Raw genomic sequence first — 25678 nt, forward strand, 5'->3', positions numbered from 1 at the left:
GTCAACGCTCGGTGTCGCGCGATCCTTCCCGCTGGTGATCGCGATTGCGACGCAGCGCGTAGGTCCGTAGCTTGCTGAAACCGCGCACCCGCAGGGGGCGTAGCGACTTGAGGTAGAACTCGTCCTCGCCCGACAGCGCGTCGGCCGTCTCGCTGTCCACCAGCACCGTGCCGGGGTGCGCGTTGCTGGTCAGGCGGGCGGCCATGTTGACCACGGACCCGTACAGGTCGCCGAAGCGGGCGAGCACCGGACCCACGGCGATGCCGACGCGCAGCGCGGGAACGTCGTCCCGGTCGGCGAAGGCGTCGTGCAGCTCCAGGGCGATCCGTGCCGCGTCCCGGGGGTCGGTGGTCTGGAACATCACCTCGTCGCCGACGTTCTTCACCACCGATCCGTGGCCGCGGGCGATGATCGTCGTGGCCACCGACTCGAACTCCTCGAGCAGCGAGGTCAGCTCGGAGACATCGAGTCGACGGGTGAGCGAGGTGTAGCCGACCATGTCCGCGAAGCCGACCGCGAGCACCGTGTCGGTCTCCCCGCTCGACTCGACGGACAGTGCGCGCCCGGCCACCGCGGCGAGATGGCGCCGCCACACGTAGTTCTGCAGTTTCTCCATGGTGGGCACCGTGTCCGCGGCGGTGACCCGGGACTCCGATCGAATGGCGTCCGGATCGGCGGCGTCGGCAGCGATGCGCGAGCGGATGTAGGAGTTGACGACGCCCACCTGCCACTCGGCCAGCCGTGACATCGACTGCCCCAGCGTCCGCGCGACCGCCACCTCCATCGACTTCTCGACGACGTTCTCGTCGACGAGTGTCGTGAGCAGGCGCAGCGCCTCGATGTCGGCATCGGTGAACATGACGGCGTCCGGATCCGGGCTGACCGGGAAGCCCATGGCGATCCACAGTTGTTGCGCGCGTTCGAGATCCACGTTCGCCAGCTCGGCGACCTGATCGCGGGTGTACGTGGGTTCCTCTCCCAGCAGAGTCTGTTCGACCTCGTTCTGCCGGAAGGTGGGCCGGCCGGCGTCCGGTGGGCCCTGGTCAGGCATGGTCGAGAGTCCGCTCGTAGACCGCTCGGACCTCCGCGATGTGCTCGTCCAGTGTCTCCGCCGTCCAGTCCGTCGTCGGGATCGGTTCTCCCACAGTGACGGTGACGGTGCCGGAGTGCGCAGTGAACGAGGACTTCCACATCACGTCGCCCGCTCCCTGGAGGATCAGGGGAACCACCGGGACCCCGGCCGCCATGGCCAGATGGAACCCGCCCTTCTTGAAGCGCCCCAACCGCTCCGTCGGCATGCGGGTGCCCTCCGGGGCCACGGCCACCGACACGCCGCTGTGGAGCTTGTCGATGGCCGGTTTCATCGCTTCGCGCGCCGCGGCGTTGTTCGATCGGTCGACGTAGGCCACGTCGAAGAGAGCCCCGAGGGGGGCGAACCGGGGGTCGCGGCTCAGTTCCTTCTTCGCGACGGCCGTGATGTCCCGACGCAGGACGCGGGCGACGACGATCATGTCCATCGTGGACTGATGGTTGAACAGGAACACCGCCGGTCGGTGGCTCCAGGCGTTCTCCTCGTTCACCACGTTCACCGTGATGCCGGTGAGGGCCAGAGCGACCTCCGGTGCGACGGCGTTGGTGACGTTGGCGCCCACTCGGCGGCTGCCGCTGAGCACGCCCAGGGTCGCACCCAGTCCGGCACTCGCCAGGACCGAGCCGAGGGCGGCGACGCTGCGCACGGTGGACGTCAGATCGGCTCCGCGCGTGGGCCTGCGCAGCTGGACACGGGACCAGCCGCGGTCACGCGCGGTGCGGTCGAGTTCGGGGTCCGGGTTGAGCGCGACGGGACGACCGACGGTCTCGAGCATCGGGACGTCCTCGATGCCGTTGGAGTAGCCGAAACACACGGAGGTGTCGACGCCCTCGGCCGTCGCCCAGTCCTCGATTCCCTCGGCCTTGCGCGGACCCCACAGCGACCGGCCGTCGAGGAGGCCGGTGAGGACGCCGTCCGGCCCGATCTCGGGGTGGGTGCAGATCAGGTCGTCGAAGCGGAGGTCGTCGACCACGGGCTGAGCCTGGTACGGGGTCGCGGACGTCGACATCACGACGCGGTGACCGGCCCGGCGATGCGCGGCGACGAGGGTGCGGACCTGCGGGAAGATCTGCGAAGCGATCTCGGAGCGGAAGAGCCGCTGCGCCTGCTCCATCAACTCGTCGTGCGTCTTCCCGGCCAACGCGTGCACGGCCTTGTCCATCAGGTTGTCGACGGTGGTCCCGCGCACCCGCATCTCCACGACGGCGCTGCTGATCTCCCACAGCTCGAACAGGTCGACGTCGAAGCGGCGAAGACGTTCCTTGAACACGGCGGTCGCGGAGTAACCGTCGATCACGGTGCCGTCGAAATCGAAGAACGCCACCACGTCCGGACCCTTCGGAGCCTGTGCGACCTCGTCGAGTAGATCCTGGAACGTGTGTGCTGGGTGAGTGCTGGTCACCGGTGTCCTCCGGAAGCGTTGTCTGGTCGATCGGGTGCGTCCGCACCGTCGACGGAGTCGAGGGCCACGTGCACCATCGTGCGGATACGTCTGCTCACACGTCCCCACGCCGCGATGTCCGCAGCGAATTCCTGACGGCGGGAAGCGATGTCGTCGTCCTCGGTGGACAGGAGACCACGATTGTCGGCCAACTGCAGGGCGGTGTCGAAGAGCTCGTTCGAGATGGCCTCGCTGTGCTCGAGCTGCTGTCGGAGTCGCCGCGACTGCGCGACGCCCAGGCAGTCGTCGAGGAACGACACCTTGTCGAACTTCGCACCCGGTGTGAGGGTGAGCAGCTGGTCGGCCACCACCTGATACGCCTCGAAGATCGGCTGCAGTACCCGGTGCGCCAGATGAAAAGGCTGCGACTGCAACGACTTCAGCGCGTACCCGGGTCGATCGAGACCGGTGCGCCAGTGCGGATCGATGAGATCGACCTCAGCTTCGAGGCGCTCCCCGAACTCACGCTTCTCGCCGAAGAAGAACTCGAACTTCAGCATGTCCCGCAGTTCCAGCGCGGACTTCCACAGATCGTCGGCGGCCACCTCGCCCGTGGGGCAGTCCTCGGTGCGCAACACCACCAACTCGCCGATCGCCCGCATCACGAAGAAGTGAATGGCGTTGTTGCGGAAGAACGACGCGACGAGATGCTTGTCCTGCGCGAGCAGGAACAACGGCTCCGGGCCGTCGTCGAAGCGCCGCACCACACCGGCCGCGACCTGCGCGCGCACAGCGGCCGTCATGACGTCGATGTCGGTCAGATCCACCCCACCCGCCGTCGGGAGACCACGCTGCTGGATGTACGACGCCAACGGCTCGATGATCGACCACATCTCACGCTTGTTCAGCGCGCGGTCCTCGATACCGAGCATCGCCATCGCCACCAGCGCCGCCGGCGTCACCGGAGTGGACTCGTTGATGGCGTGCGACACCGCCAGCGCCGCACGCTGCACCGCGACCCGCTTGTCGTCGTACTCGTCGAGGAACTGCCGTGCCGACATCGGAGTCCCGAACCGCAGGTAGACGGTTCCGCGTAACTGGCCCTGGGCGCGGACGTACCCGATGGCCATCCGGATTCCCTCGGCCTGCTTCGTCGCACCGTGCGACTCCTTCGCCATCTCGCCGACCTCGTGCAACCGGTCGTAGGTGATGGACGTCGGGACGAGGTAGGCATCGGCCGCCGTGCTGTTCTCGAGCGCGTCGAAGAGGTAGGTGAGCAGGCCGAAGCGCGGAGGCCGGAGCTTGCCGGTGCGAGACCTGCCGCCCTCGATGTACCACTCGAGGTTGAACTTCTTGCTCAACAGGAAGCTCATGTACTGGCGCAGGGTCCACTTGTAGACCGCGTCGGAGAACTTGCGCTGGATCAACACCACACCGCTGCGCTTCGCGAGCGGGCCGATGGGCCAGAACCCGACGTTGATGCCGCCCATGACGTGATTGAGCGGGAAGCCCTGCTCGAGCAGGGCGGGGCGCAGAACCAGCGGGTCGAGGTAGGAGCGGTGGTTCGGCAGGAAGACCAGGGGGAACGACTTGTCCAGATCGCGCAGCTCGGCGAGCTTCTCGGTGTCCACCTCGACGCGGTAGGCCCGCGAGAAGAAGGCACCGAGCTGGCCCCAGAGTTCGACGGCACCCTTGTTCTCGGTGGCCACCATCTCGTCGAGGATCTCGTGAACCCGAGCATTGACCGCCGACACCGGGGTGTCCACCGAGGCCGCCAACTCCGCCAGATCGGCGCGGAACTGCGAGCGCTCCGTCATCTCCTCGACGACGAACCGCGGCACCTTGTACTCGCTGCCGATGACCTCACGCTCGGCCTTGTCCAGCGTGAGGCTGGCCTGCCGCGCGATGTAGGACGACAGGGAGCGGCCGGCCGTCGCCTCGAACCGCTCACGCAGCGCCGACAACGAGGCGGGCTCACCCTCGATGATGCGCGGCTCACCGCGGCGTGCCCGGCCCACCCGGAGACCGAATCCCTTACGCGGAGCCTTGGTCCAGCTCACCCGCAACGGAGTGATGAGTGGATCGGCGCCACCGGCCCGCTCGGTGAGTTCGTCGAGTGCCTTGCCCGTCATGACGACCGACTCCGGCCGGCCGTCACCGTGGTGACGGTCGATCCAGTCGTCGGCCGCGTGGACGTCGACGTCGGAGACCGCGTCGATGAGGAAGACCTGATCGTCGGAGGACGAGGATCTCCCCGTCAGCGGATGCTCGGTCGAATCCAGTTGAGACATGTCCGCTCGCCTTCCCCCTCCGATGCGCCACCGGTGGTGGGCCGTGCACGTGATGGTCCGCAACGCTACGCCCGGGACAGGTACCCCGGTGCCACTTTCACGAGCCGCCCCGGCCGCGGAACCGAAGTGGTGCATCCGTCACGACATGTCGACCTTCTCGTTGTCACCCACGTCCGGCTTGTCGCCCGTGATGCGCGACTTGGCGTACGCGATGAGCGTCGAGACCTTGGACCCCGGCGCCGACCAGAACTCGGCTCCCTCCGACTCCACCCGGATGAGGACGACCTCGTCGGACTCGGGACCGTTCTCGAACCACGCGGCGACGCCCTGGCTCCAGAGATCCTTCTTCTTCGCGTCGTCCAGCACCACGCTCGCGCGCCCCGACAGCGAGACCCACGACGTGCCCGACTGGAACGAGACGTTGACCGACGGATCGGAGCGGATGTCGGCCACCTTCCTCGAGTCGTTCGCCGCGAAGAACCACAGATCGCCGTCGAACTCGGTCTCCTGCAGGGCCATCGGCCTCGCCTTCAGGTGGCCGTCGGTGCCGTGGGTGGTGAACATGCAGAGCTTCGCGTCGGACAGCAGTTCGGCGACGCGGGCGGTGCCTTCGGTTCTCTCGTCAGTAGTCATGGGGCACGGCTACCCGCGGTGGTGGTGGCGCAACCGGAAGGCGGGTCAGGAGACGCCGTACTTGGCGACGAACCCGTCGAGATCCGCGCTCTGCAGGTCTGCGGCACGGGCGAGGACGTCGCTGTGCGGCCAGTCCCACCACGCGATCCCCTGCAGTGCGCGGGCCGTCTCCTCGCTCGCGCGTCGTCGGATCGGCTTCGCGGGGACACCGCCCACCACGGTGTAGGGCGGCACGTCCTTCACGACGACCGCCCGTGCGGCGATGACCGCCCCGTCCCCGATCGTCACTCCCGACATGATCATGGCGCCGAGGCCCACCCACACGTCGTGGCCGATGCTGACGTCCCCCTTGGTGCGCGGCTCCGCGCGCCGGGTGCGGTCCGCCGGTAAGAAGACCTCGGTGAACGGGTAGGTGCTCACCGCATCGGCATCGTGCTCTCCGCCGAGCAGTATCACGGACCCGTGTGCGAAGGAGCAGTATTTGCCGATGGTCAACCGGCCGCCGTCCGCCCAGCCGACCATGGGCTTGCCGTAGGTCCAGTCGCCGATCTGGTGCCTGCGGTAGCGCCGCAGCCGGTTGGTGAGCGGGATGCGCCGATTGCGTCGTACTCGATCTCGCGCCGGTGACGGAAAGGGCAGTCTCATCCGATCGAGGCTAGGTGGCAGGACTCGGTGCGTCGAACGGTGTCGGTGGGTCGTGCAAAACTTCTGTCGCGTCCGTTCTGCCCCACGCCCGGACTCGCCGATCCCCAGCCACGACCCGCTCCACTCACGACGAGAGGCACCCGATCATGAGCGCTCCCGCCCGGCGCCGCGCCCCCCGACCCGGCGAGGCGCTGTCCGCCGAGGACCTCGCGACTCTCGAGGCGGGGCTCGCGGCCGGTCGCCGCGTCACCGTCTACCTGCGGGAGGCGACGCCGTCCCTCGGCCTCGAGGCGGGCGCCTCGGCGCGGGTGATCTCGGTCGACGGCACCACGGTGACGGTGAGCCCCAAGGGCATCGACGACCAGCTGCCGTACGAGGCGGACGAGTTGCGTCTGAGCAAGGACGCGCCGGCGCCGGCGCGCAAAGCCACGAAGGTCGCTCCGCGCACGACGGCGGCGCGCCCGACAACCCGCCCCGCCGTGGTCACACCCCCCGTCGTCCCACATGCAGCGACGCCCCGATCGGAGACTCCCGTGCCTGTAAAAGCACCACCCGAGAAGTCGGTGGCCACGCCGGCTCTCGCGCCGGAGACGTCGGTGAAGCCCGCGGCTCGGCCGGCTCGGCGCACGAAGGCGCAGCCCGCGCCGGTGTCGGTGACCGTGACGTCGGGGCCCGACGATCAGTGGACCGTCACCGTGTCGCACGGTGCGAAGAAGCTGGCCAAGCCGTCGGACGTGACAGCAGACCGGGTCCTCCGCGCGATCCGCGAACTGGGCGACGATGTGGCTTCCGCTGCCGTCGAGGACAAGATCGAGGCGGCTCGGGCTGCCGCGCTCGAGCGGGTCGAGGCCCTGAGTCGGGAACTCGACGAGGCACGCCGCGCGCTCGATCGACTGAAGAACGAGTAGAAGCGTCGCGTTCCGGGTCCCGCGTATTGCTACGGTGTGCGTGACCTCGGAGGGGATACATGCTCAAGAAACTCGTGCTCGTTGCCACCACAGCGCTGGCGCTCGCCGGCGGGATCGGCGCCGGAACCGCGTCGGCCGCACCCGTCGCCGTGCTCGGTGGCGGATCCGGAGTGCTCGTCGCAGACAGCACCGGCAAGGGCAAGTTCGACTGCACACTGACCACCATCGGCAACGACGCCGCCGGTCGACTCGTCGGCATCACCGCAGGTCACTGCGGCGTTCCCGGTGATCTGATCGGCGCCGAGTACCTGCCCGACGCGGGCGCCGTCGGCCGCATCGTGAGCTCGGTCCCCGGCCTCGACTACGCCGTCATCGAGTTCGATCGGGGCCGCGTCGCACCGACCAACCGCGTCGGCAACGTGACCATCACGGGCGTGGGGGCGCCCGCGACCTTCCCCGGCATCATGTGCAAGGAGGGCCGCACCACCGGTAACACGTGCGGCATCACCTACGGGGAGCTCTTCCAGAACGACCGCACCTACACGCAGATCTGCGTCCAGCAGGGTGACTCGGGCGGCCCGGTCGTCGCCGGCACCACGTTGGTGGGCATGGTCAACGCGTACCTGGGCATCCCGTGCATCGGTCCCGAGGTGGGCACCAACATCCAGACGGTGCTCGACGACATCAACCGCGGCGGCGGCGTCGGTACCGGGTTCACCGTCACGGGCTGATCGCCGGACCCCAGCCACACGACGAAGGCCGTGACTCCCGAGAGGGGGTCACGGCCTTCGTCGTGTCGGCTGGGTGGAGCTGTGGATCAGTTGACGCGCAGGCACGCCTTCAGCGTGGTGAGGTCGCCGGCGAATCCGGGGCCGTCGCAGGTGACGCCGCCGAGGGAGTCGACCGTGACGGTCGAGCCCGGTGCCGCGATGGCGATGGACAGACCCGGGTTCAGGCCGAGTGCCTCGGCGACGGAACCCGGTCCGAACGCGATGGCGGCCGGTGCCGCGTAACCGACGGCCGAGCTGCTGGCGATGCCGCCGTTGAGGCCGAGCGCCAGGGCGAGGGCGTTGCGGCTGGCGTCGGCGGACGCGTCACCGTAGGCGGCAGCGGCGCTGGAGGCGTCACTGGTCGCCGAGCACAGGCCACCGGCGGGCACGGCGTCCGCACCGAACGGTGCCTGGCATGCCGTGACCGGTGCGGCCGAGGCGGTGGCGGGCAGGAATGCGGCGACACCGAGTGCGACGGTGAACGCTCCGGCGATGGTTCTCTTGACGACTGACATGACGTGGGTTGCCCTCTCCCGAAAACGATCGACGGCAACGATCGTTGCCGCGTCTTGTCCTCGAAGAATGCCCCCGCCGGGTATCAGCCAACTCTGCCAACGGTCACGGTCAGGTCACGGTCTTGTCACCGCGCGGTCTCAGCTGCAGACGGCGCCCTGCGACGCGGACCCCACGAGCTTGGAGTACTTGGCCAGCACGCCACGGGTGTAGCGAGGCGGAAGCGGTGCCCACTCCGCCTTGCGTGACTCGAGCTCGGCGTCCTCGACCAGCAGGTCGAGCGTGCCGTTCGCGACGTCCAGGCGGATGCGGTCGCCGTCGCGGACGAACGCGATCGGCCCGCCGTCGACGGCCTCGGGAGCGATGTGCCCGACACACAGGCCCGTCGTGCCACCCGAGAACCGACCGTCGGTCATCAGCAGGACGTCCTTGCCGAGGCCCGCGCCCTTGATGGCTCCGGTGATCGCCAGCATCTCGCGCATGCCCGGGCCGCCCTTGGGGCCCTCGTACCGGATGACGACGACGTCGCCGGACGTGATGGTGCCGTCCTCGAGAGCGTCCATCGCGGCGCGCTCACGCTCGAAGACGCGGGCGGTGCCCTCGAAGACGTCGGAGTCGAAGCCTGCCGACTTCACGACGGCGCCGCCGGGAGCCAGCGAGCCCTTCAGGATCGTGATGCCGCCGGTCGGGTGGATCGGCTCGCTCATCGCGCGCAGCACCAGACCGTCGGGATCCGGCGGGGCGATGTCGGCGAGGTTCTCCGCCACCGTCTTGCCGGTGACCGTGAGGCAGTCGCCGTGCAGCAGGCCGGCGTCGAGCAAGGCCTTCATGACGACGGGAACGCCGCCGATGCGATCGACGTCGGTCATGACGTGGCGGCCGAACGGCTTCACGTCGGCGAGGTGCGGCACCTTGGCGCCGACGCGGACGAAATCGTCGAGGGTGAGTTCGACACCTGCCTCGTACGCGATCGCGAGCAGATGCAGCACGGCGTTCGTGGAACCGCCGAAGGCCATGACGACGGCGATGGCGTTCTCGAACGCTTCCTTCGTCATGATGTCGCGCGTGGTGATGCCGCGACGCAGCAGTTCGACGACGGCCTCGCCGCTGGCACGAGCGAATCCGTCGCGACGCTTGTCGGGAGCGGGCGGGGCGGCGCTGCCGGGGAGCGACATGCCCATGGCCTCGGCCGCGCTGGCCATCGTGTTGGCGGTGTACATACCGCCACAGGCGCCCTCGCCGGGGCAGATCGCGCGCTCGATGGTGTCGACGTCCTCACGCGACATCAGGCCGCGCGAGCAGGCGCCGACGGCCTCGAACGCGTCGATGATGGTGACCTGGTGCTCGCTGCCGTCCGAGAGCGTCGCGAAACCGGGAAGAGTGGAGCCCGCGTAGAGGAAGACACTCGCGAGGTCGAGGCGCGCGGCCGCCATGAGCATTCCGGGCAGCGACTTGTCGCAGCCGGCCAGCAGCACGGAGCCGTCGAGGCGTTCGGCGCTGATCACGGTCTCGACCGAGTCGGCGATGACCTCACGGGAGACCAGCGAGAAGTGCATGCCCTCGTGGCCCATGGAGATGCCGTCGGACACGGAGATGGTGCCGAACTCGAGGGGATAGCCGCCGCCCGTGTGCACACCCTCCTTGACCGCCTTCGCCAGGCGATCGAGCGAGAGGTTGCACGGGGTGATCTCGTTCCACGACGACGCGACGCCGATCTGGGACTTGCCCCAGTCCGCGTCGCCCATGCCGACCGCGCGCAGCATGCCGCGCGCTGCGGTCTTCTCGAGACCGTCGGTGACGTCGCGGCTGCGGGGCTTGACGTCGGCCGTGTCGGCGCTGGTGGAGGTGGTGGCGTCTGCGGGGGTGCTGCTCATGGCAAAAACCCTAGACCGCACCGGAATCGCCGATCATCGGGCACCGGACTCGACATCAGCCACCGTGACCTTTCCGTTATCAACCAGTGACCCGATCGCGACACTCGCGATGCGCTACCGCGTGGTAGCGCTGGCATCGTCATGCCTATCGAGAGCACGTCCCGCGTTCGACGGATCGAGGTGAAGACCGTGAATACACTTGCTGCACAGCCGCTTACGGATGATTCGGCGGTGTCTCCCGCGCCTCGGCCCGCGGCTCGCTCGACGGCGGAACTGTCGGCTCTGCTCCAGGCCGTCGGCCGTGGTGACCGTGAGGCGTTCGCCCGGTTCTACGACGCGACGTCCTCCCGCGTCTACGGAGCCGTGCTCCGGGTGCTCCGCGATCGTGGATTCTCCGAGGAGTGCGTCCAGGACGTCTACCTCGAGGTGTGGCAGAAGGCCCCCACGTTCTCGCCCGAACAGGGGTCGCCGGCGGCGTGGTTGGTGACCATGGCGCACCGGCGAGCCATCGACCGCGTGCGGTCCGAGCAGTCGCGGACCGATCGCGAGTCGAAGTACGCGATGCTCGACGCCGCCATGGGGATCCACGACACGTCCGACCGCTTCCTCGACCGCCGTCCGGTGCTCGACGCGATGCAGGAACTGAGTGGCCGGCAGCGGGAATGCCTGTTCATGGCGTTCTTCGAAGGTCTCACGTACGCGGAGGCCGCCGATCGTATGGGCGTGCCGGTGTCGACGATGAAGTCGCGGATCCGCAGCGCACTCGCAAAGATGCGCGTCGATCCCCGCGTGGCCTGCCTGGCGGAGTGACCGTCAGCGGCCGTCCGTCACGGGCGGCCCGGACACGTCGCAGTGCGTCGGTGTGCGACCCGTCGGGCGAGGTGTGCGGATCGAGACGGCGGCGAGTGCACCGGCGAGAGCCAGCATGGCCGCACAGATGAGCATCGCGGCGCGGAATCCCGACGAGAACTGCGCGGGATCCAGCTGCCCGGAGATGCCGACGATGCCGGGAATCGCGGCGACCGAGAGCAGTTGAGCCGTGCGCGCGACCGCGTTGTTCACCGCGGACGCGGTACCCGCGTGCGATGCCGGTGCCGCACCGATGACGGCCGCGGTGAGTGGCGCCACGAGCAGGGAGAGCCCCACGCCGAACACGACGACGGCCGGCAGCACGGCACCGAGGTAGGTCGATCCCGGCTCGATGCGGATCATGAGTACCAGCCCGACCGCGGCCACCAGTGGTCCCACCGTCATGGGCAGACGAGGTCCGATGCGGCCGGCCAGCGCGCCGGCGCGCGCCGACAGCAGGAGGAGCGCCGCGGTGATCGGCAGTGTCGCCGTGCCGGCGGCGAGGGCCGAGTAGCCGAGCGCGACCTGCAGTTGCAGCAGCAGCAGGAAGAACACGCCGCCGAGCGCGGCGTAGGCCGCGAAGGTCACGGTGTTCGCCGCGACGAAGACCCTGGACGAGAAGAGCGACGGCGGCACCAGAGGGTGGGCCGTTCGGCGCTCGACGACCACGAACACGGCCATGCCGACCAAGCCGATCGCGATGATCGGCCACCGTCCGTCGATCGCCCCGTAGGTCAGTGCAGCGAGAGCGAGGGCGACGACGGCAGCCCCGGGGAGGTCGAGTCGGCCCGAGGTCTCGGGGTCTCGCGTCTCGGGCACGTGGCGCAACGCGACGACGACGACCGCGACGGCGAGCGGCACGTTGAGCAGAAAGATGGATCGCCACCCGGCGATCTCCACGAGCCAGCCGCCCAGCAGCGGGCCCACCGCGGACCCGATGCCACCGAAGCCCGACCACAGGCCGATGGCCGCACCCCGATCCTTCGGGTCGATCGAGGCCGACAGGATCGCCAGCGAACCCGGCGTCACCAACGCCGCGCCGATGCCCTGCACGACACGAGCGAGCACGAGGAACTCGACGTTCGGCGCCAGACCGCACGCGACCGACGCGACCGCGAACCAGATCGTGCCCAGGACGAAGATGCGCCGCCGTCCGACACGGTCGCCGAGTGAGCCGCCCAGCAGCACGAACGCGGCAAGCGTCAGGGTGTAGCCGGTGACCGTCCACTGCAGCCCGCTGACGTCGGCGCCCAGTTCGGTCCCGATGTCGGGGAGGGCGATGGTGACCACGGTTCCGTCGAGCAGCGACAGGGTCGATCCCAGCACCGTGGCCAGCACGATCCACCGGCCGCGCGCCGACGACAGGGGGACGGTCGGCGGGGGCGAGGTCACTGGTCGTCGAGACAGACGACGAAGGCGCGCTCGTCGTAGACGTAACTGCGTGACGACGGGCATTCCGACGCGTCGGTCGTGCCCTGCAGGACGTCGACGACCCGGACACCGCCGATCATCGGGGCGTCGCAGTCCGAGCGCTCCGGGTCGGGCGTGCCCAGATCCATGCATCCCCCGACCACGAAGTCGATGTCGAGGCACAGCGCGCCCTGCTCGATGCCGGCGAGCGTCTCGTAGTACGTCTGGTCGACGTCACCGGGACAGAAGTCGGTGGAGACCTCGCCAGACACCACGCGGTAGTTCGATTCGGGAGACCCGCACGCGGCCTCCTCGATGGTGGCCTCGTCGACCGTGCCGCCGAGACGCACGCAGTCACCCGCCTGCGCGTCGATGGAGACGTCGCCGCCGGTGCCGGACGGAGTGGTGGGGACCGGCGGGAGGATCGAATCGTTCGGCAACTCGGGCACCTCGGACGCGGGTACGGAGCCTTGCTGAGCGACGGGGGTACCGGTGATCGTCGACGAGCATCCTGCCAGCAGGGCGACCGCCGTCAGCACGAGGAGAACGGCCGGAGCGCGCCGCGTTCCCGGTCGCCGAGAAATCGTCATGGACGACACTGTAAGCCCGTTGCGCCGTTTGTCCGACGTGTAAGTATTGAGCGGTGGACCTCCCCGTTTCACCCCCGTTGCAGCCCATGCTCGCCAAGGCCTCCAAGGCGGTCCCCGACCAGCCCGGACCGGGGGATCCGGCGTGGTCCTACGAGCCGAAGTGGGACGGCTTCCGCACGATCGTCTTCCGTGACGGGGACGAGGTGGTGCTCGGGTCACGCGGTGGTAAGGACCTGGCCCGGTACTTCCCGGAGATGGTCGACGCCGTGCGCGAGGAACTGCCCGAACGATGTGTCGTCGACGGCGAGCTGGTGGTCGCTCTCGAGACCGACGGATCGTGGCGGCTCGACTGGGACTCGCTGTCCGAGCGGATCCACCCCGCCGACAGTCGCGTGCGGATGCTGGCCGAGAAGACCCCCGCGCAGTTCATCGGTTTCGATCTCCTGGCTCTCGGTGACGAGGACCTGACCGGTCTTCCCTTCGCCGAGAGGCGCGCCCGCCTGGAGACGATCCTCGACACGGGTCGGACCGAGCCGCGGTGCCACGTGACGCGCGTGACCGCGGACGCCGCTCTGGCCACCGACTGGTTCGACCGGTTCGAGGGAGCCGGACTGGACGGGGTCGTGGCCAAGCGGCTCGACGGCGTGTACGTGCCGAACAAGCGCGAGATGATCAAGGTCAAGCACGCCCGCACGGCCGACTGCGTTCTCATCGGGTACCGCATTCACAAGAGCGGCAACGGTATCGGGTCGATGCTGCTGGGTCTCTACAACGGTGACCAGCTCCAGATGATCGGCGGCGCGTCCGCGTTCACGGACGCGAAGCGGTTGTCCTACCTCGAGGAACTGGAACCGTTGCGGCTCGGTGACGACATCGTCTCCGACGGCGAGCAGACCCGCTGGCGCTCCGGCATGGACCGTACATGGATCCCGGTGCGGCCCGAGCGGGTTCTCGAGGTGGCCTACGACCAGATGGAGAAGTCCAGGCTGCGCCACGCCGCGCGCTTCGTCCGCTGGCGCCCGGACCGGGATCCGCTGAGCTGCACGTACGACCAGCTCGACGTGCCCGCGGACTACGACGTCTCCGACATCCTCGAGAGGTCCTGACCGTGGCCGCGAAGTCGACGCCCGTGATGCTGCAGGTCGGCGAGCGTGAGGTGAAGGTCTCGAGTCCGGACCGCATCATCTACGAGGCCACGGACCGCACACCGGACATCACCAAACTGCAGGTGTGCGAGTACTTCTCGACGGTGGGCGAGCCGTTGATGCGCGCCCTGGGGGACCGTCCCACCGCGATGGAGCGCTGGCCCGACGGGTATCGCGACGGGATGCGCCTGGCCACCGGCCCGCAGGACAAGGGTGGCGACGGCTTCTATCAGAAGCGATTGCCCAGAGGTGCACCCGATTTCGTCGAGACCGTCGAGATCACGTTCCCGAGCCGGAGGCGCGCAGAGGAACTGTGTCCCACCGAGCCGGCGTCGCTGGTGTGGGCCGCCCAGATGGGCACCCTGACCTTCCACCCGTGGCCGGTCCGTCGGCCCGAGGTCGACCGTCCCGACGAGTTGCGCATCGACATCGACCCCCAGCCGGGAACCTCGTTCACCGACGCCCGCCGCGTCGCTCTGGTGACGCGAGAACTGTTGGAGGAACTGGGTCTTCGTGGCTACCCGAAGACCAGTGGCAACCGCGGCATCCACGTGTACGTGCGGATCCGGCCGGAGTGGACGTTCGAGGACGTGCGTCACGCCGCGATCGGCCTGGGCCGTGAACTCGAACGCCGCGACGACGGCGTGACCACGGCCTGGTGGAAGGAGGAGCGCGGTGCGCGCCTCTTCATCGACTACAACCAGAACAACAGGGACCGCACCATCGCGAGTGCGTGGAGTCTGCGGGCGCGTCCCGGCGCCCCGGTGTCGACGCCGCTGACCTGGGAGCGCCTCGCCGAGACCAGCGACCCCCGTGGGTACTCCCTGGTCACCGTCCCCGACTACCTGCAGGACGGCGATCCCTGGGCGTCGATGGACGACGAGGCATACTCGTTGGCTCCGCTGCTCGATCTGTGGGAGACGCTGCCCGGCGGCGAACTCAACTTCCCCCCGGACTACCCCAAGATGCCCGGCGAGCCGCCCCGCGTCCAGCCGTCGAAGAAGGTGGCCGCCCATTGGGACGAGGACGGCAACCGGGCGCAGGAGTAGGCGACGTCAGTCGGCGACAGGCCGGCGGGCGGCTGCGCGCATCGCCTCGAGCTCGCGGATGATGGTCGCGGCGTCGTGGGGGCCGCTGTGGCGCTGCGGAACCCGGCCCTCGACGCCGAGATAGAACGTCGGTGTCCCCGGTAGCTCGCTGGTGAGCGCGTCGAGTTCGTCGTCCTCGACGCGGGTGACGAAGTCGCCGGTCCGGAGGTCGTCCTCGAAGCGATCCATGTCGAGCCCGAGGTCCGCGGCGTAGCGGTCGATGTCGTCGCGCTCGAGGGCGTCGCTGTGCAGGAACAGCGTGTCGTGCATCTCCCAGAACTTGCCCTGTGCCGCAGCGGCTTCCGACGCCTCGGACGCGTACCGGGCATGCGGGTGGTAGTCGTCGAGCGGGTAGTGGCGGAAGATGTAGCGCACCTGGTCTCCGAAGTGTTCCCGCACCTCGCGCGTGCTTCCGGTCGCCTTGCTGCAGAACGGGCACTCGAAATCGCCGTACTCCACGATGGTGAGCGGCGCGTCCACCGGTCCGCGGATGTGGTCCCGCTTCGGGCTCACGCGGCGGAGGAGGTCCAGTGACGGTTCCGCGGGCGGCGGCGCGAATCGGTTGCCGAGCGAGAACACCAGCCAGCCGAGCAGCGCGGCGATCACGGAGGCACTGAGCACGCCGACGCGGGCTTGATCTGCGAGAGCCGGGTCGTCCAGCGCGAGATCGACGATGAACAGCGAGATGGTGAATCCCACGCCGGAGAGCGCGGCGCCGCCGGCGATCTGCGGGAAGGTGAGCCCCGGCGTCATGGATCCCGGCCGGAGCTTCGCGAACACCGCGCTCGCCGTCGTGATGCCGACGAACTTGCCGAGCACCAGGCCGACGACGATGCCCCAGGTCAGCGACGACGTGGCGGCGGCACGCAGCGTCTCCGAGCTCAGGACCACACCCGCGTTCGCGAGGGCGAAGATCGGCACGATGATGAAGGCCGTGTACGGCTGGTAGAGCCGCATCAGCCGCTCGTTCACCGAGACGGCGCGCTCGAGTCCGAGCCGCGCGGCGCGGGCGTACTCCGGATTGGGGGACTGTCGGAACGCCCGGGTCAGCGCGGCGGCATGTTCCACCTCACGCCGCCGCGGCGGGTAGACGGGCAGGATCAGGGCGATCATGACGCCCGCGAGAGTGGGGTGGACGCCGGACTCGTACATGGCGACCCAGGTGACCACCGAGACGAGTCCGTAGCCCGCGCCGCGCCACACCCGCAGGCCGCGCAGCGACGCGATCAGAGCGAGGCCCACCACGGACACGAGCAGTGGCCCGATCCGCAGTTCGTCGGTGTAGAACACCGCGATGATGGCGAGTGCGCCGACGTCGTCGGCGACGGCGAGGGTCAGCAGAAAGATGCGCAGACGCACGGCTCGGGCGGGTCCGACGACCGCGAGGAGCCCGACCACGAACGCGGTGTCGGTCGAGATCACGACACCCCACGCCGCGGCCTCGGGCCCGGTGGGATTGAGGAGAAGGAACAACGCCGCGGGTAGTGCGAGCCCGGCGATCGCCGCCACGATGGGAACGGCGGCGCGGGACCGGTCGCGGAGCTCGCCCATGGCGAACTCCCGCTTCACCTCGAGCCCGACGACGAAGAAGAACAGAGCCATCAGACCGTCGTTGACCCAGTGCTGCAGGTCGAGCTCGATGCCCTGATCACCCAGCGTGATCGACAGCGGGGTGTGCCAGAACGACTGGTAGGTCTCACCCCACGGCGAGTTCGCCCAGATCAGCGCCACCACGGTGGCGACGAGGAGGAACGCGGCAGCGACGGTCTCGCTGCTGTCTCCCCGACGCGCGTCGGCGATCTTGTCGACCAGGCCTCTGAACCGCGTCCGATGCGCGGTGATCGACTCCGTCACCGCACGAAACTACAGCAGCGCCGCACCCCTCGCGGGGTGCGGCGCCGTGAGCTCGTACGGTGGAGACGGAGTGTCAGCTCGCGTCGCGTGCCGCTTCCTTCTCGGAACCGGCGCCGGCCGTCGAGAGCTGGCCACCTGCGTTCTCTAGGTGCGCACGCACGAACCAGTGGAACAGCTCCAGCTGGCCGCTGTGTCCGATGAGCAGGTCCTCGGTGACGGGGTCGACCTTGCCGACCTCCTCGATCGCCGCGCGGTAGTCCGAGATCACGCCGGTGTAGACGAGGTCGAGCGCGCCGAGGTGCTCGATGGCCGGCGCGCGGCCGATGCTGTAGTCGTCCCACTTACGCTGCGAGACGATGGTGCCGGGGGTGCCGAGTGCGGACGAGCCCAGCGTCGCGATGCGCTCCGCGACGTCGTCGGCGAAGCCGCGCACGGCCTCGACCTGGGGATCCAGCATCTCGTGGACGGAGATGAAGTTGGGTCCGACGACGTTCCAGTGCACGTGCTTGAGCGTCAGATGCAGGTCGTTCAGGGCGTTGAGGCGGTCCTGGAGGACCTCCGCCACATGGGCACCGTCGGCGACGTCCATGCCGGGAACGGTGTACGAGGCCGTCTTCTGCGTCGTGTCAGTCATGCACCGTGGATTCACCGTCGGCCCCTGGTTCAAACCCCCCGGCGTCGCAGGTCACACCGGCTCGGGGGCATGGTCTCGGTGTGGTCCGGAGCGACCCCGCATCTGCGTAGGCTGAGCGTCGTAGCGTTGTCGAGAAGGGTGTTCCACGAGTCATGCGAGTCTTCTTCTGCCGCAAGTGCGGTCAACAGCTGTCGTTCGAGAACTCCATCTGCCTGAGCTGTGACAGCAGGCTGGGATTCCACCTGCCGAGTCGCAGCATGCAGGTGCTCGACGACGATCTGTCCGTGGTCGTGGACGGCACCACCTGGCGACGCTGCGCCAACATCAAGTTGGCGCAGTGCAACTGGTTGGTCGACGCGACGGACGGGGACACGCTGTGCCTGTCCTGCGCCCTCACTCGCACGCGGCCCGCCGACTCCGACCAGGAGGCCATCGCCGAGTTCGCGTCCGCGGAGACGGCGAAGCGCCGGGTGGTGCTCGAGCTCGACGAGTTGCACCTGCCGATCATCGGGCGGGACGAGAACCCCGAGGGTGGTCTCGCGTTCGACCTTCTCTCGAGCGCCAACCGCAACGTCATCACCGGTCATGCCAACGGTCTGATCACACTGGACCTCGCCGAGAGCGACGACGTGCACCGCGAGCAGCTGCGGGTGTCGATGGACGAGCCCTATCGCACGCTCGTCGGCCACTTCCGGCACGAGATCGGCCACTTCTATCAGATGGTGCTGATCGGCAGCGGTGAGCATCGCGCGCGGTTCGAGGAACTCTTCGGCAACCCGGACGACGATTACCAGGCGGCACTGGATCGGCACTACAGCGAGGGTGCACCGGACGGCTGGAAGAAGAACTACGTGTCGTCCTACGCGACGATGCATCCGGCCGAGGACTGGGCGGAGACGTTCGCCCACTACCTGCACATCCGGGACACCCTGGACACCGCTGCGGCCTACGCCTTCGCGCCCGCCGGATCCACCTTCGAGGCGCCACTGGCCGGCGACGTCGGTTTCAGCCGGATCATCGACTGGTGGCTACCGCTCACGTGGGCACTCAACCAGCTGAACAGGTCCATGGGACACCAGGACCTCTACCCCTTCGTCCTGCCGGCGAAGGTGCTGGAGAAGATGCGCTTCGTCCACTCCGTCATCGTCCCCGACGAGGTCTGAGCAGGCGCCTTCTACCAGGAACCGCTTCGTTCGGGAGGCAGCCGGGCGATGAGGGACCGCGCGCACTCGATGGTGAGCGTCGTGTCGTGGGACAGCACGTAGTCGTACCGACGTTCCATGTCGGGTCCGGTGTCGCCGAGGTCGCGGGCAGCGAGCACCGCGGAGAAGTGGGGCGTCAGCACGACGACGTCCCATTCCTCGCGCAACGCGTCCGACGCGGCGAGGTTGGCGCCGCGGATCTTCGGGGCAGGCTCGGTCCCGATGTTCTCCGCGAGCGCGCCGACGAGCGTCGCGTTCATGGCCATCAGCTCCCACCGTCGTCCGGTGATGGGCGTGAAGTGCTTGACGTGCTGGAACGCTCCGAGCATCAGCGCGGTCTGCTGGCTGTCGGTCGCCATCGCCTCGAGGTTCTTGCTGATCTCGATGAGCAGACGCTTGCTCGCTCGGCGTACGTCGCGACCGCCGGCAGCCAGGTTGTACGGCGTCGACATCGGGGTGAAGCCGCGATCGCGCGCGATCTCGAACTCGAGGGGTGATCCCACGGGACTGTCGACGGAGAGGTCGGTGGTCGATCCGTAGAGGGAGCCCTCGCCGACACGCGCTCCCATGGCCTGCGCCGTGAGCGCTGCTCGTGGGGTGTCGATGCCCTCGGCCATGACCACGGCGCCGGTGCGCTCCACCTGGGCCGCCACGGCGTTGACCACGCGGGCCGTGAAGCGATTGGGGCGTGTGGCCAGGAGGGTCCGGTCCAGCTTGATCACGTCCGGCTCGAGCAGCGGGAGCAGAGCGAGGGACTCGGGCCGTACTCCCACGTGGTCGACGGCGATGGCCCAGCCGAGTCGTCGGACCTCGGCGACCACCTGCATCAGGTGCGCCGGTCGTCGGATGAGCGCGGTCTCGTCGAACTGCAGCACCGCGCCGCCCATGTCGTGGTCCCGCAGGTCGGGCAGTTCCGTGAGGGAGTCGGGGTCGACCGCGATGAACAGGGGCAGTTCACGAGGAAGCTCGGCGCGCGCGGCCTCGCTGAGCGCTCCGTTCCACCGCGCGGCGTCGAGGTCGGGTGTCATGCCCATCGACTTCGCGGCCGACGCGAGTGACACGGGGTCGGCGAACGACGAGTCGGCGGGACCTAGAACGACCGCCTCGTACCCGACGATGGCATCGGTCTGCAGATCGATGATGCGCTGGAACGACGTGCGGAGGCTCTCGGGACCGAGCAGATCGCTGAGTCCGCCCCCGTCCCGGTCGCCGGAGAACAGCACGGGACGGGCCGGCCTGCTTCCGGCTGTGTTGGTTCGGTCGTCGATCACCACGGCGTGTGCCCTTCCGTCATGTCGGCGCGTTCGCGAGGAACGTGCTCGACCCTCGACCGCCGCCGTGGTTTGACAGGAGTCCTACGTCATCCCGACACGGCGCAGTCAGCGCCCTCCCGGGTGTCTCACCACATTACCCGATTGGCGATGGGGACCACCCGTATGTGTTAATTGCGGTGCGATCAGGTACAGCGACTTCGCTAGGGATGGTTCACAAGCATGGGTGCTCGACGTTCGGCTCGTTTCCTCGCTCGTTCGGCTGCAGGCGTCCTCGCCGCGGCCGCCGTCACCGTCGGGGTGGCCGTGCCCGCCTCCGCGGCGCCGCTGTGGCCCGGTGGCCCGGACATCTCGCTCCCTCCGATCCCCGGCATCACCGCCCCCGCGCCCGGTGTCCCGACACCGCCGGTCGCCCCGCCCGCACCCGTCGAGGCGCCGCGTCGTCCCGCGAACTTCTCCGCTCCCGCACTGAACCCGTCCGCGGGCGAGGTCGTCGGTGTCGCGCAGCCGATCATCGTCCGGTTCGCCGCCCCGATCGACGACCGCGCGGTCGCCGAGCGGGCGATCGATGTGACCACGTCCGCCGGTGACGTCGCCGGCCGCTTCTTCTGGTTCTCCGACAGCCAGGTCCGCTGGCGACCCGACGTCTTCTGGCCGGCGAACACGACCGTGACGGTGACCGCGGGAGACGCGTCGTCCACCTTCACCGTCGGCGACGCGATCGTCACGACGGCCGACGACGACACCAAGACCATCACGGTGACGCGCAACGGCGAGGTGGTGCGCACGATGCCCACCTCGATGGGCAAGGTCGGCCACGAGACGCCCAACGGCACCTACATCGTCGGCGAGCGTTTCCGCGACATGTACATGGACTCGTCCACCTACGGCGTGCCGGTCGATGCGCCCGAGGGCTACCGGACCTACGTGGAGTACGCCACTCGCATGTCGAACAGCGGCATCTTCGTCCACGCCGCGCCGTGGTCGGTGGACAGTCAGGGTGTCGAGAACGTCAGCCACGGCTGCCTCAACGTCAGCACCGAGGACGCGAAATGGTTCTTCGAGACGGCCCAGAAGGGTGATCCCGTGGTGGTGCAGAACACCGACGGCGGCATTCTGAACGGCCGCGACGGCCTCGGCGACTGGCAACTCTGAACGATCACATCTCGGACCGATACTGATCGGTCCATGTTCACCATTCGTTCGCTTTACCTACGCTAATGTCCCACCGGTGAGAGCAAGCCCGCCGCGATCGCGGCCGGTGGTCCAGCGCACCTTGCCGGAACTGCCACCCGCACAACGATCTTTCCTCCGTCGACCGTGGCGCGACTACGCGCTGTTCCTGGTGTTGGTCGGGCCGAACCTGGTCCTGCTGGGCGTGTTCACCTACCGGCCGCTGCTGGACAACATCAGGCTCTCGTTCTTCGACTGGAACATCTCGTCGCCGACGTCGACCTTCATCGGTCTCTCGAACTATCGCGAATGGTGGGGGCGCAGCGACACGTGGCAGATCGTGTCGAACACCGTCATCTTCACCATCGCGGCGGTGGCGGGCAGCATGCTCCTCGGACTCGTCCTGGCGATGCTCCTCGATCGCAAGCTGCGCGGCCGCAACATCGTCCGCTCGGCCGTCTTCGCTCCGTTCGTCATCTCCGGCGCGGCCATCGGTGTGGCGTTCCAGTTCGTGTTCGATCCGAACTTCGGCCTGATCCAGGACGTCATGCGGCGGTTCGGCTTCGAGGGAGTGCCGGACTTCTACCAGAGCCCCGGGTGGGCGCTGTTCATGATCACCGTGACGTACCTGTGGAAGAACCTGGGCTACGCCTTCGTCATCTATCTCGCAGCGCTGCAGGGTCTTCGGCAGGATCTGACCGAAGCCGCGCAGATCGACGGCGCGAGTCGGTGGACGACGTTCCGCAAGGTGACGCTTCCTCAGCTGCGTCCCACGACGTTCTTCCTGTCCATCACGGTCATGCTCAACTCGTTGCAGGTCTTCGACATCATCAACGTGATGACGCGGGGCGGTCCGCTGGGTACCGGCACCACCACGATGGTCTATCAGGTGTACGAGGAGTCGTTCCGCAACTTCCGGGCCGGCTACGGCGCGACCGTCGCCACGATCATGTTCCTGGTGCTGCTGATCATCACCGTCCTGCAGGTGCGAGTCATGGATCGAGGTGATGCGCGATGAGCGTGATCGACAGGGCACCGGCCGCCGCCACTGCCGACGATGCCCGCCCGGCGCGGGACGCCGCCCGGCGTCGTCGACTCTCCACACTCTTCGGCTACGCAGCGATGCTCGTGGTCATCGTCATCATCGGGTTGCCGCTCTTCTGGATCGTCGTCACCTCGTTCAAGGAGCGCGGTGACATCTACGTGCAGCCGTCGGTCTGGTGGCCCGCGGTGTTCCGCCCGGAGAACTACGACGAGGCGACGACCACCGTTCCGTTCTGGACGTTCCTGAAGAACTCCCTGATCATCACCAGCATCCTGGCCGTCGTGAAGTTCGCGCTGGGCGTGCTGAGCGCCTACGGCCTCGTCTTCCTGCGCTTTCCGGGTAAGACGATCGTCTTCCTCGTGATCATCGCGGCACTGATGGTGCCGAACCAGATCACGGTGATCTCCAACTACGCGTTGGTGGCGCAGTTGGGGTGGCGCAACACCTTCCAGGGCATCATCGTGCCGCTGGCGGGCGTGGCATTCGGAACGTTCCTCATGCGCAACCACTTCCTGTCGATACCGCAGGAGATCATCGAGGCCGCCCGCATGGACGCCGCCGGCCCGGTCCGCCTGCTGTTCCGGGTGGTCCTGCCGTTGTCGGGCCCGACCATGGTCGCGTTCGCCACCATCACCGTGGTGAACGAGTGGAACGAGTACCTCTGGCCGTTCCTGATGTCGGACGACTCGTCCGTCGCGCCGCTGCCGGTGGGCCTGACCCAGTTGCAGAACAACGACGGCGTCACCAACTGGGGGCCCGTCATGGCCGGCACCGTCCTGACGATGCTCCCCATTCTGATCGTCTTCCTGGCTCTCCAGCGTCACATGATCAAGGGCCTCACTTCCGGCGCCGTCAAGGGCTGACCAACCTATGAACAAGGAGCACATGATGCAGCCATTCTCTCGCCGCGGATTCCTCGGACTGTCCGGTGCCGTCGCCGCGGGCGCCGCTCTCACCGCCTGTGCCGGAACGAGTTCGACGAGCAGCTCGTCGTCGTCCGGTGGTGGCGATGCCAGTACGATCACGTTCTGGTCGTCCCACCCGGGCAGCTCGAAGGACATCGAGAACGAGCTCATCTCGCGCTTCCAGACCGCCAATCCCGACCTGACGGTGCAGATGGTCGACGGCGGCAAGAACTACGAGGAGATCGCGCAGAAGTTCAACGCGGCGCTGTCGGGCGGGTCGCTGCCGGACGTCGTGCTGCTCTCGGACGTGTGGTGGTTCAACTTCGCGTTGCTCGGCGCGATCTCGCCGCTGGACGACCTGTTCTCGCAGGCGGGCGTGAACACGAGCGACTACGTCGACTCGCTCGTCGCCGATTACAACTGGAACGACAAGACGTGGGCGCTGCCCTACGCCCGCTCGACCCCGCTGTTCTACTACAACCGCGAGGTGTGGACTGCTGCCGGACTCCCGGATCGCGGGCCTGCCACGTGGCAGGAGTTCGACCAGTGGGGCCCGGAGATCCAGCGCGCCATCGGATCCGGCAAGCTCGCGCACGGCTGGGGCAACGCGGAGGACTACCTGGGGTGGACCTTCGAGGGCCCGATCTGGACGTTCGGCGGCAGCTACTCCGACGAGTTCGATCTGAAGTTCACCGACGAGCGCACCATCGAGGCCGGCAACTTCCTCAAGGACATGATCCACACGAAGAAGTACGCGGCCGTGTCCAACGACATCGCCAACGACTTCTCCGCGGGCCTGCTCGGCTCGACCATCGCGTCGACCGGCGACCTGTCGGGCATCACGAAGAACGCGAAGTTCGACTTCGGCACGGCGTTTCTACCCGCCGAGGCGGGCACTCCCGGGTGCCCGACGGGTGGCGCCGGACTGGCCATCCCGGCGAACATCCCGGACGAGCGGAAGATCAACGCGCTCAAGTTCATCGAGTTCGTGACCAACACCGAGAACACGGCGTACTTCTCGCAGAACGTCGGCTACATGCCGGTGCGCAAGTCGTCCGCCACCGACGCCTCCGAGGTCGCGTTCCTCGAGCAGAACCCCCGCTCGCGGACCGCGGTGGACCAGCTCGCGCGGACCCGGTCGCAGGACTACGCCCGCGTGTTCGTGCCCGGCGGCGATCAGATCATCGGTGCGGGTCTCGAGCAGATCGCCCTGCAGAACGCCGACGTCGCGTCGACGTTCTCGGGTGTGCAGGATCAGTTGCAGCAGATCATCGATCGCCAGATCACTCCCAAGCTGCCCAAGTAGAAGCGGACCACCTCTGTCATGGCCTCGGTACATTTCGTGGAGACGACCCACCGCTACGCGGGAGCACCGACTCCCTCGGTGGACGCGCTCAGTCTGGACATCGCGGACGGCGAGTTCCTCGTGCTCGTCGGACCGTCGGGATGCGGCAAGTCGACGAGCCTGCGCATGCTCGCCGGGCTCGAGGCGATCGAGAGCGGGCGCATCGAGATCGGCGGCAAGGACGTCAGCGGGTTCGCACCCAAGGAACGTGACGTCGCGATGGTGTTCCAGAACTACGCGCTGTATCCGAACATGACGGTGGCGGAGAACATGGGATTCGCGCTGCGCAACGCGGGAATGTCGAAGGCGGACACGGCCGTCCGCGTCGAGGAGGCGGCTCGGATGCTCGAGCTCGAGCCCCTCCTCGGCCGGCGTCCGGGCAAGCTGTCCGGCGGCCAACGTCAGCGCGTGGCGATGGGGCGCGCGATCGTGCGTCGCCCCGAGGTGTTCTGCATGGACGAGCCGCTCTCCAACCTGGACGCGAAGCTCCGGGTGAGCACGAGGTCGCAGATCGCGTCGTTGCAGCGCCGGCTCGGCACGACGACGGTGTACGTGACACACGATCAGGTCGAGGCCATGACGATGGGGGACCGGGTCGCGGTGTTGAAGAGCGGACTCCTGCAGCAGGTCGCGAGTCCGCGTGAGCTGTACGCGAATCCGGTCAACGACTTCGTCGCGTCGTTCATCGGCTCGCCCGCGATGAATCTGCTCGAGACGGACGTGGTGGACGGCCACGCCGTCCTGGGTGGCGCGCGCATCCCGGTGCCCGCCGCACACAAGGGGAGGATCGTCGTCGGGGTCCGCCCCGAGTCGTGGGAACTGGTGGGCGAGTCCGACACCGAGGCGGTCGAGCTGACCACCGAGCTGGTCGAGGAACTGGGGGCGGAGTCGTTCGCCTACTCGGTCGGACCGGCGGACGCCGGCTGGACGGCCCGCGGTGGCCGCGTGGTGGTGCGGGTGGATCGTCGTGTCGTGGTCGGTGCGGGCGAGCGCCTGCGCGTCCGGCCGGACGCGGGTGAGGTGTACTTCTTCGATCCCGAGTCCGGCCTGCGCCTGCGCTAG

At 68.3% G+C, this 25678-nt stretch carries 23 protein-coding genes; 11 read left to right on the top strand and 12 right to left on the bottom strand.

Translation table 11 applies throughout. The annotated features are described in order from the left end of the window. Position 1: 1 nt before the first annotated feature. From ASG69_RS05680 to ASG69_RS23305, 5 genes are all read right to left on the bottom strand, one after another. Positions 2 to 1051: an adenylate/guanylate cyclase domain-containing protein gene (locus ASG69_RS05680; RefSeq protein ID WP_051613418.1), complete on the bottom strand. Its 1050-nt coding sequence runs from the start codon at positions 1049 to 1051 to the stop codon at positions 2 to 4. Further along, the gene (locus ASG69_RS05685) at positions 1044 to 2492 is read right to left on the bottom strand and encodes an HAD-IB family hydrolase (RefSeq protein WP_056441091.1); all 1449 of its coding nucleotides are present in this window, start codon (positions 2490 to 2492) and stop codon (positions 1044 to 1046) included. The genes ASG69_RS05680 and ASG69_RS05685 overlap by 8 nt, the downstream gene beginning before the upstream one ends. After that, a complete protein-coding gene (locus ASG69_RS05690; RefSeq protein WP_027506109.1) occupies positions 2489 to 4762 on the bottom strand; it encodes a glycerol-3-phosphate 1-O-acyltransferase in 2274 nt (757 codons plus the stop codon). The genes ASG69_RS05685 and ASG69_RS05690 overlap by 4 nt, the downstream gene beginning before the upstream one ends. 138 nt (positions 4763 to 4900) lie before the next feature. Continuing rightward, complete coding sequence (locus ASG69_RS05695) at positions 4901 to 5395, bottom strand: pyridoxamine 5'-phosphate oxidase family protein (RefSeq protein WP_027506110.1); 495 nt, start codon at positions 5393 to 5395, stop codon at positions 4901 to 4903. Between the two features lie 45 nt (positions 5396 to 5440). Beyond that, positions 5441 to 6040, bottom strand: coding sequence for a CatB-related O-acetyltransferase (locus ASG69_RS23305; RefSeq protein ID WP_082544277.1), 600 nt, complete (start codon positions 6038 to 6040; stop codon positions 5441 to 5443). Between the two features lie 146 nt (positions 6041 to 6186). Between ASG69_RS23305 and ASG69_RS05705 the strand changes: the two genes are divergently transcribed. Together ASG69_RS05705 and ASG69_RS05710 are read left to right on the top strand one after the other, a co-directional pair. Next, complete coding sequence (locus tag ASG69_RS05705; protein ID WP_056441094.1) at positions 6187 to 6948, top strand: DUF6319 family protein; 762 nt, start codon at positions 6187 to 6189, stop codon at positions 6946 to 6948. Between the two features lie 59 nt (positions 6949 to 7007). Continuing rightward, positions 7008 to 7679 carry a S1 family peptidase gene (locus tag ASG69_RS05710; RefSeq protein ID WP_027506112.1) on the top strand — a complete coding sequence of 224 codons (672 nt, stop codon included), beginning with the start codon at positions 7008 to 7010 and terminating at the stop codon, positions 7677 to 7679. 86 nt (positions 7680 to 7765) lie between these two features. Here ASG69_RS05710 and ASG69_RS05715 read toward each other — a convergent pair whose 3' ends face one another. Continuing rightward, a complete protein-coding gene (locus ASG69_RS05715; RefSeq protein WP_037185983.1) occupies positions 7766 to 8233 on the bottom strand; it encodes a DUF6764 family protein in 468 nt (155 codons plus the stop codon). 138 nt (positions 8234 to 8371) lie between these two features. Beyond that, positions 8372 to 10105: a dihydroxy-acid dehydratase gene (ilvD, locus tag ASG69_RS05720; RefSeq protein WP_027506114.1), complete on the bottom strand. Its 1734-nt coding sequence runs from the start codon at positions 10103 to 10105 to the stop codon at positions 8372 to 8374. Positions 10106 to 10336: 231 nt separating this feature from the next. On the opposite strand from ilvD, the gene ASG69_RS05725 reads away from it, so the two are divergent. Further along, positions 10337 to 10915 (top strand): sigma-70 family RNA polymerase sigma factor, encoded by a 579-nt coding sequence (locus ASG69_RS05725; RefSeq protein WP_056441096.1) that lies wholly within the window; start codon positions 10337 to 10339, stop codon positions 10913 to 10915. A gap of 3 nt (positions 10916 to 10918) precedes the next feature. Here ASG69_RS05725 and ASG69_RS05730 read toward each other — a convergent pair whose 3' ends face one another. Together ASG69_RS05730 and lppU are read right to left on the bottom strand one after the other, a co-directional pair. Then, positions 10919 to 12346 carry an MFS transporter gene (locus tag ASG69_RS05730; protein WP_056441099.1) on the bottom strand — a complete coding sequence of 476 codons (1428 nt, stop codon included), beginning with the start codon at positions 12344 to 12346 and terminating at the stop codon, positions 10919 to 10921. Further along, on the bottom strand, positions 12343 to 12954 hold the full coding sequence (lppU, locus tag ASG69_RS05735; protein WP_056441104.1) for an LppU family putative lipoprotein: 612 nt from the start codon (positions 12952 to 12954) through the stop codon (positions 12343 to 12345). Before lppU ends, ASG69_RS05730 begins: the two co-directional genes overlap by 4 nt. Before the next feature lie 53 nt (positions 12955 to 13007). Here lppU and ASG69_RS05740 point away from each other — a divergent pair, with 53 nt between their 5' ends. Together ASG69_RS05740 and ASG69_RS05745 are read left to right on the top strand one after the other, a co-directional pair. Continuing rightward, entirely contained in the window at positions 13008 to 14060 is a 1053-nt protein-coding gene (locus tag ASG69_RS05740; protein WP_056441109.1) for an ATP-dependent DNA ligase, read from the top strand. 2 nt (positions 14061 to 14062) lie between these two features. Continuing rightward, positions 14063 to 15148: a DNA polymerase domain-containing protein gene (locus tag ASG69_RS05745; RefSeq protein ID WP_056441113.1), complete on the top strand. Its 1086-nt coding sequence runs from the start codon at positions 14063 to 14065 to the stop codon at positions 15146 to 15148. Positions 15149 to 15154: 6 nt separating this feature from the next. Here ASG69_RS05745 and nhaA read toward each other — a convergent pair whose 3' ends face one another. Both nhaA and ASG69_RS05755 read right to left on the bottom strand, forming a co-directional pair. Continuing rightward, a complete protein-coding gene (nhaA, locus tag ASG69_RS05750) occupies positions 15155 to 16999 on the bottom strand; it encodes a Na+/H+ antiporter NhaA (protein WP_235578900.1) in 1845 nt (614 codons plus the stop codon). A 115-nt stretch (positions 17000 to 17114) separates the two neighbouring features. Then, positions 17115 to 17675: a Dps family protein gene (locus ASG69_RS05755; protein ID WP_056441116.1), complete on the bottom strand. Its 561-nt coding sequence runs from the start codon at positions 17673 to 17675 to the stop codon at positions 17115 to 17117. A 152-nt stretch (positions 17676 to 17827) separates the two neighbouring features. On the opposite strand from ASG69_RS05755, the gene ASG69_RS05760 reads away from it, so the two are divergent. Further along, complete coding sequence (locus ASG69_RS05760; RefSeq protein WP_027506122.1) at positions 17828 to 18838, top strand: zinc-binding metallopeptidase family protein; 1011 nt, start codon at positions 17828 to 17830, stop codon at positions 18836 to 18838. Positions 18839 to 18849: 11 nt separating this feature from the next. Here ASG69_RS05760 and ASG69_RS05765 read toward each other — a convergent pair whose 3' ends face one another. Beyond that, a complete protein-coding gene (locus ASG69_RS05765) occupies positions 18850 to 20151 on the bottom strand; it encodes an EAL domain-containing protein (RefSeq protein ID WP_235578864.1) in 1302 nt (433 codons plus the stop codon). Between the two features lie 219 nt (positions 20152 to 20370). Here ASG69_RS05765 and ASG69_RS05770 point away from each other — a divergent pair, with 219 nt between their 5' ends. The 5 genes from ASG69_RS05770 to ASG69_RS05790 all read left to right on the top strand — a co-directional run bounded on the left by ASG69_RS05770 (position 20371) and on the right by ASG69_RS05790 (position 25678). Beyond that, on the top strand, positions 20371 to 21303 hold the full coding sequence (locus tag ASG69_RS05770) for a L,D-transpeptidase (RefSeq protein WP_056441118.1): 933 nt from the start codon (positions 20371 to 20373) through the stop codon (positions 21301 to 21303). Positions 21304 to 21379: 76 nt separating this feature from the next. Continuing rightward, entirely contained in the window at positions 21380 to 22339 is a 960-nt protein-coding gene (locus ASG69_RS05775) for a carbohydrate ABC transporter permease (RefSeq protein WP_051613419.1), read from the top strand. Next, positions 22336 to 23229, top strand: coding sequence for a carbohydrate ABC transporter permease (locus ASG69_RS05780; protein ID WP_056441121.1), 894 nt, complete (start codon positions 22336 to 22338; stop codon positions 23227 to 23229). The genes ASG69_RS05775 and ASG69_RS05780 overlap by 4 nt, the downstream gene beginning before the upstream one ends. A gap of 25 nt (positions 23230 to 23254) precedes the next feature. Further along, positions 23255 to 24577, top strand: a complete 1323-nt coding sequence (locus ASG69_RS05785) for an ABC transporter substrate-binding protein (protein ID WP_027506126.1) — start codon at positions 23255 to 23257, stop codon at positions 24575 to 24577. 18 nt (positions 24578 to 24595) lie between these two features. Next, on the top strand, positions 24596 to 25678 hold the full coding sequence (locus ASG69_RS05790; protein WP_056441124.1) for an ABC transporter ATP-binding protein: 1083 nt from the start codon (positions 24596 to 24598) through the stop codon (positions 25676 to 25678).

The sequence above is a fragment of the Rhodococcus sp. Leaf225 genome, assembly GCF_001426145.1.
In the GTDB taxonomy this organism is placed as follows: Bacteria; Actinomycetota; Actinomycetes; order Mycobacteriales; family Mycobacteriaceae; genus Rhodococcoides.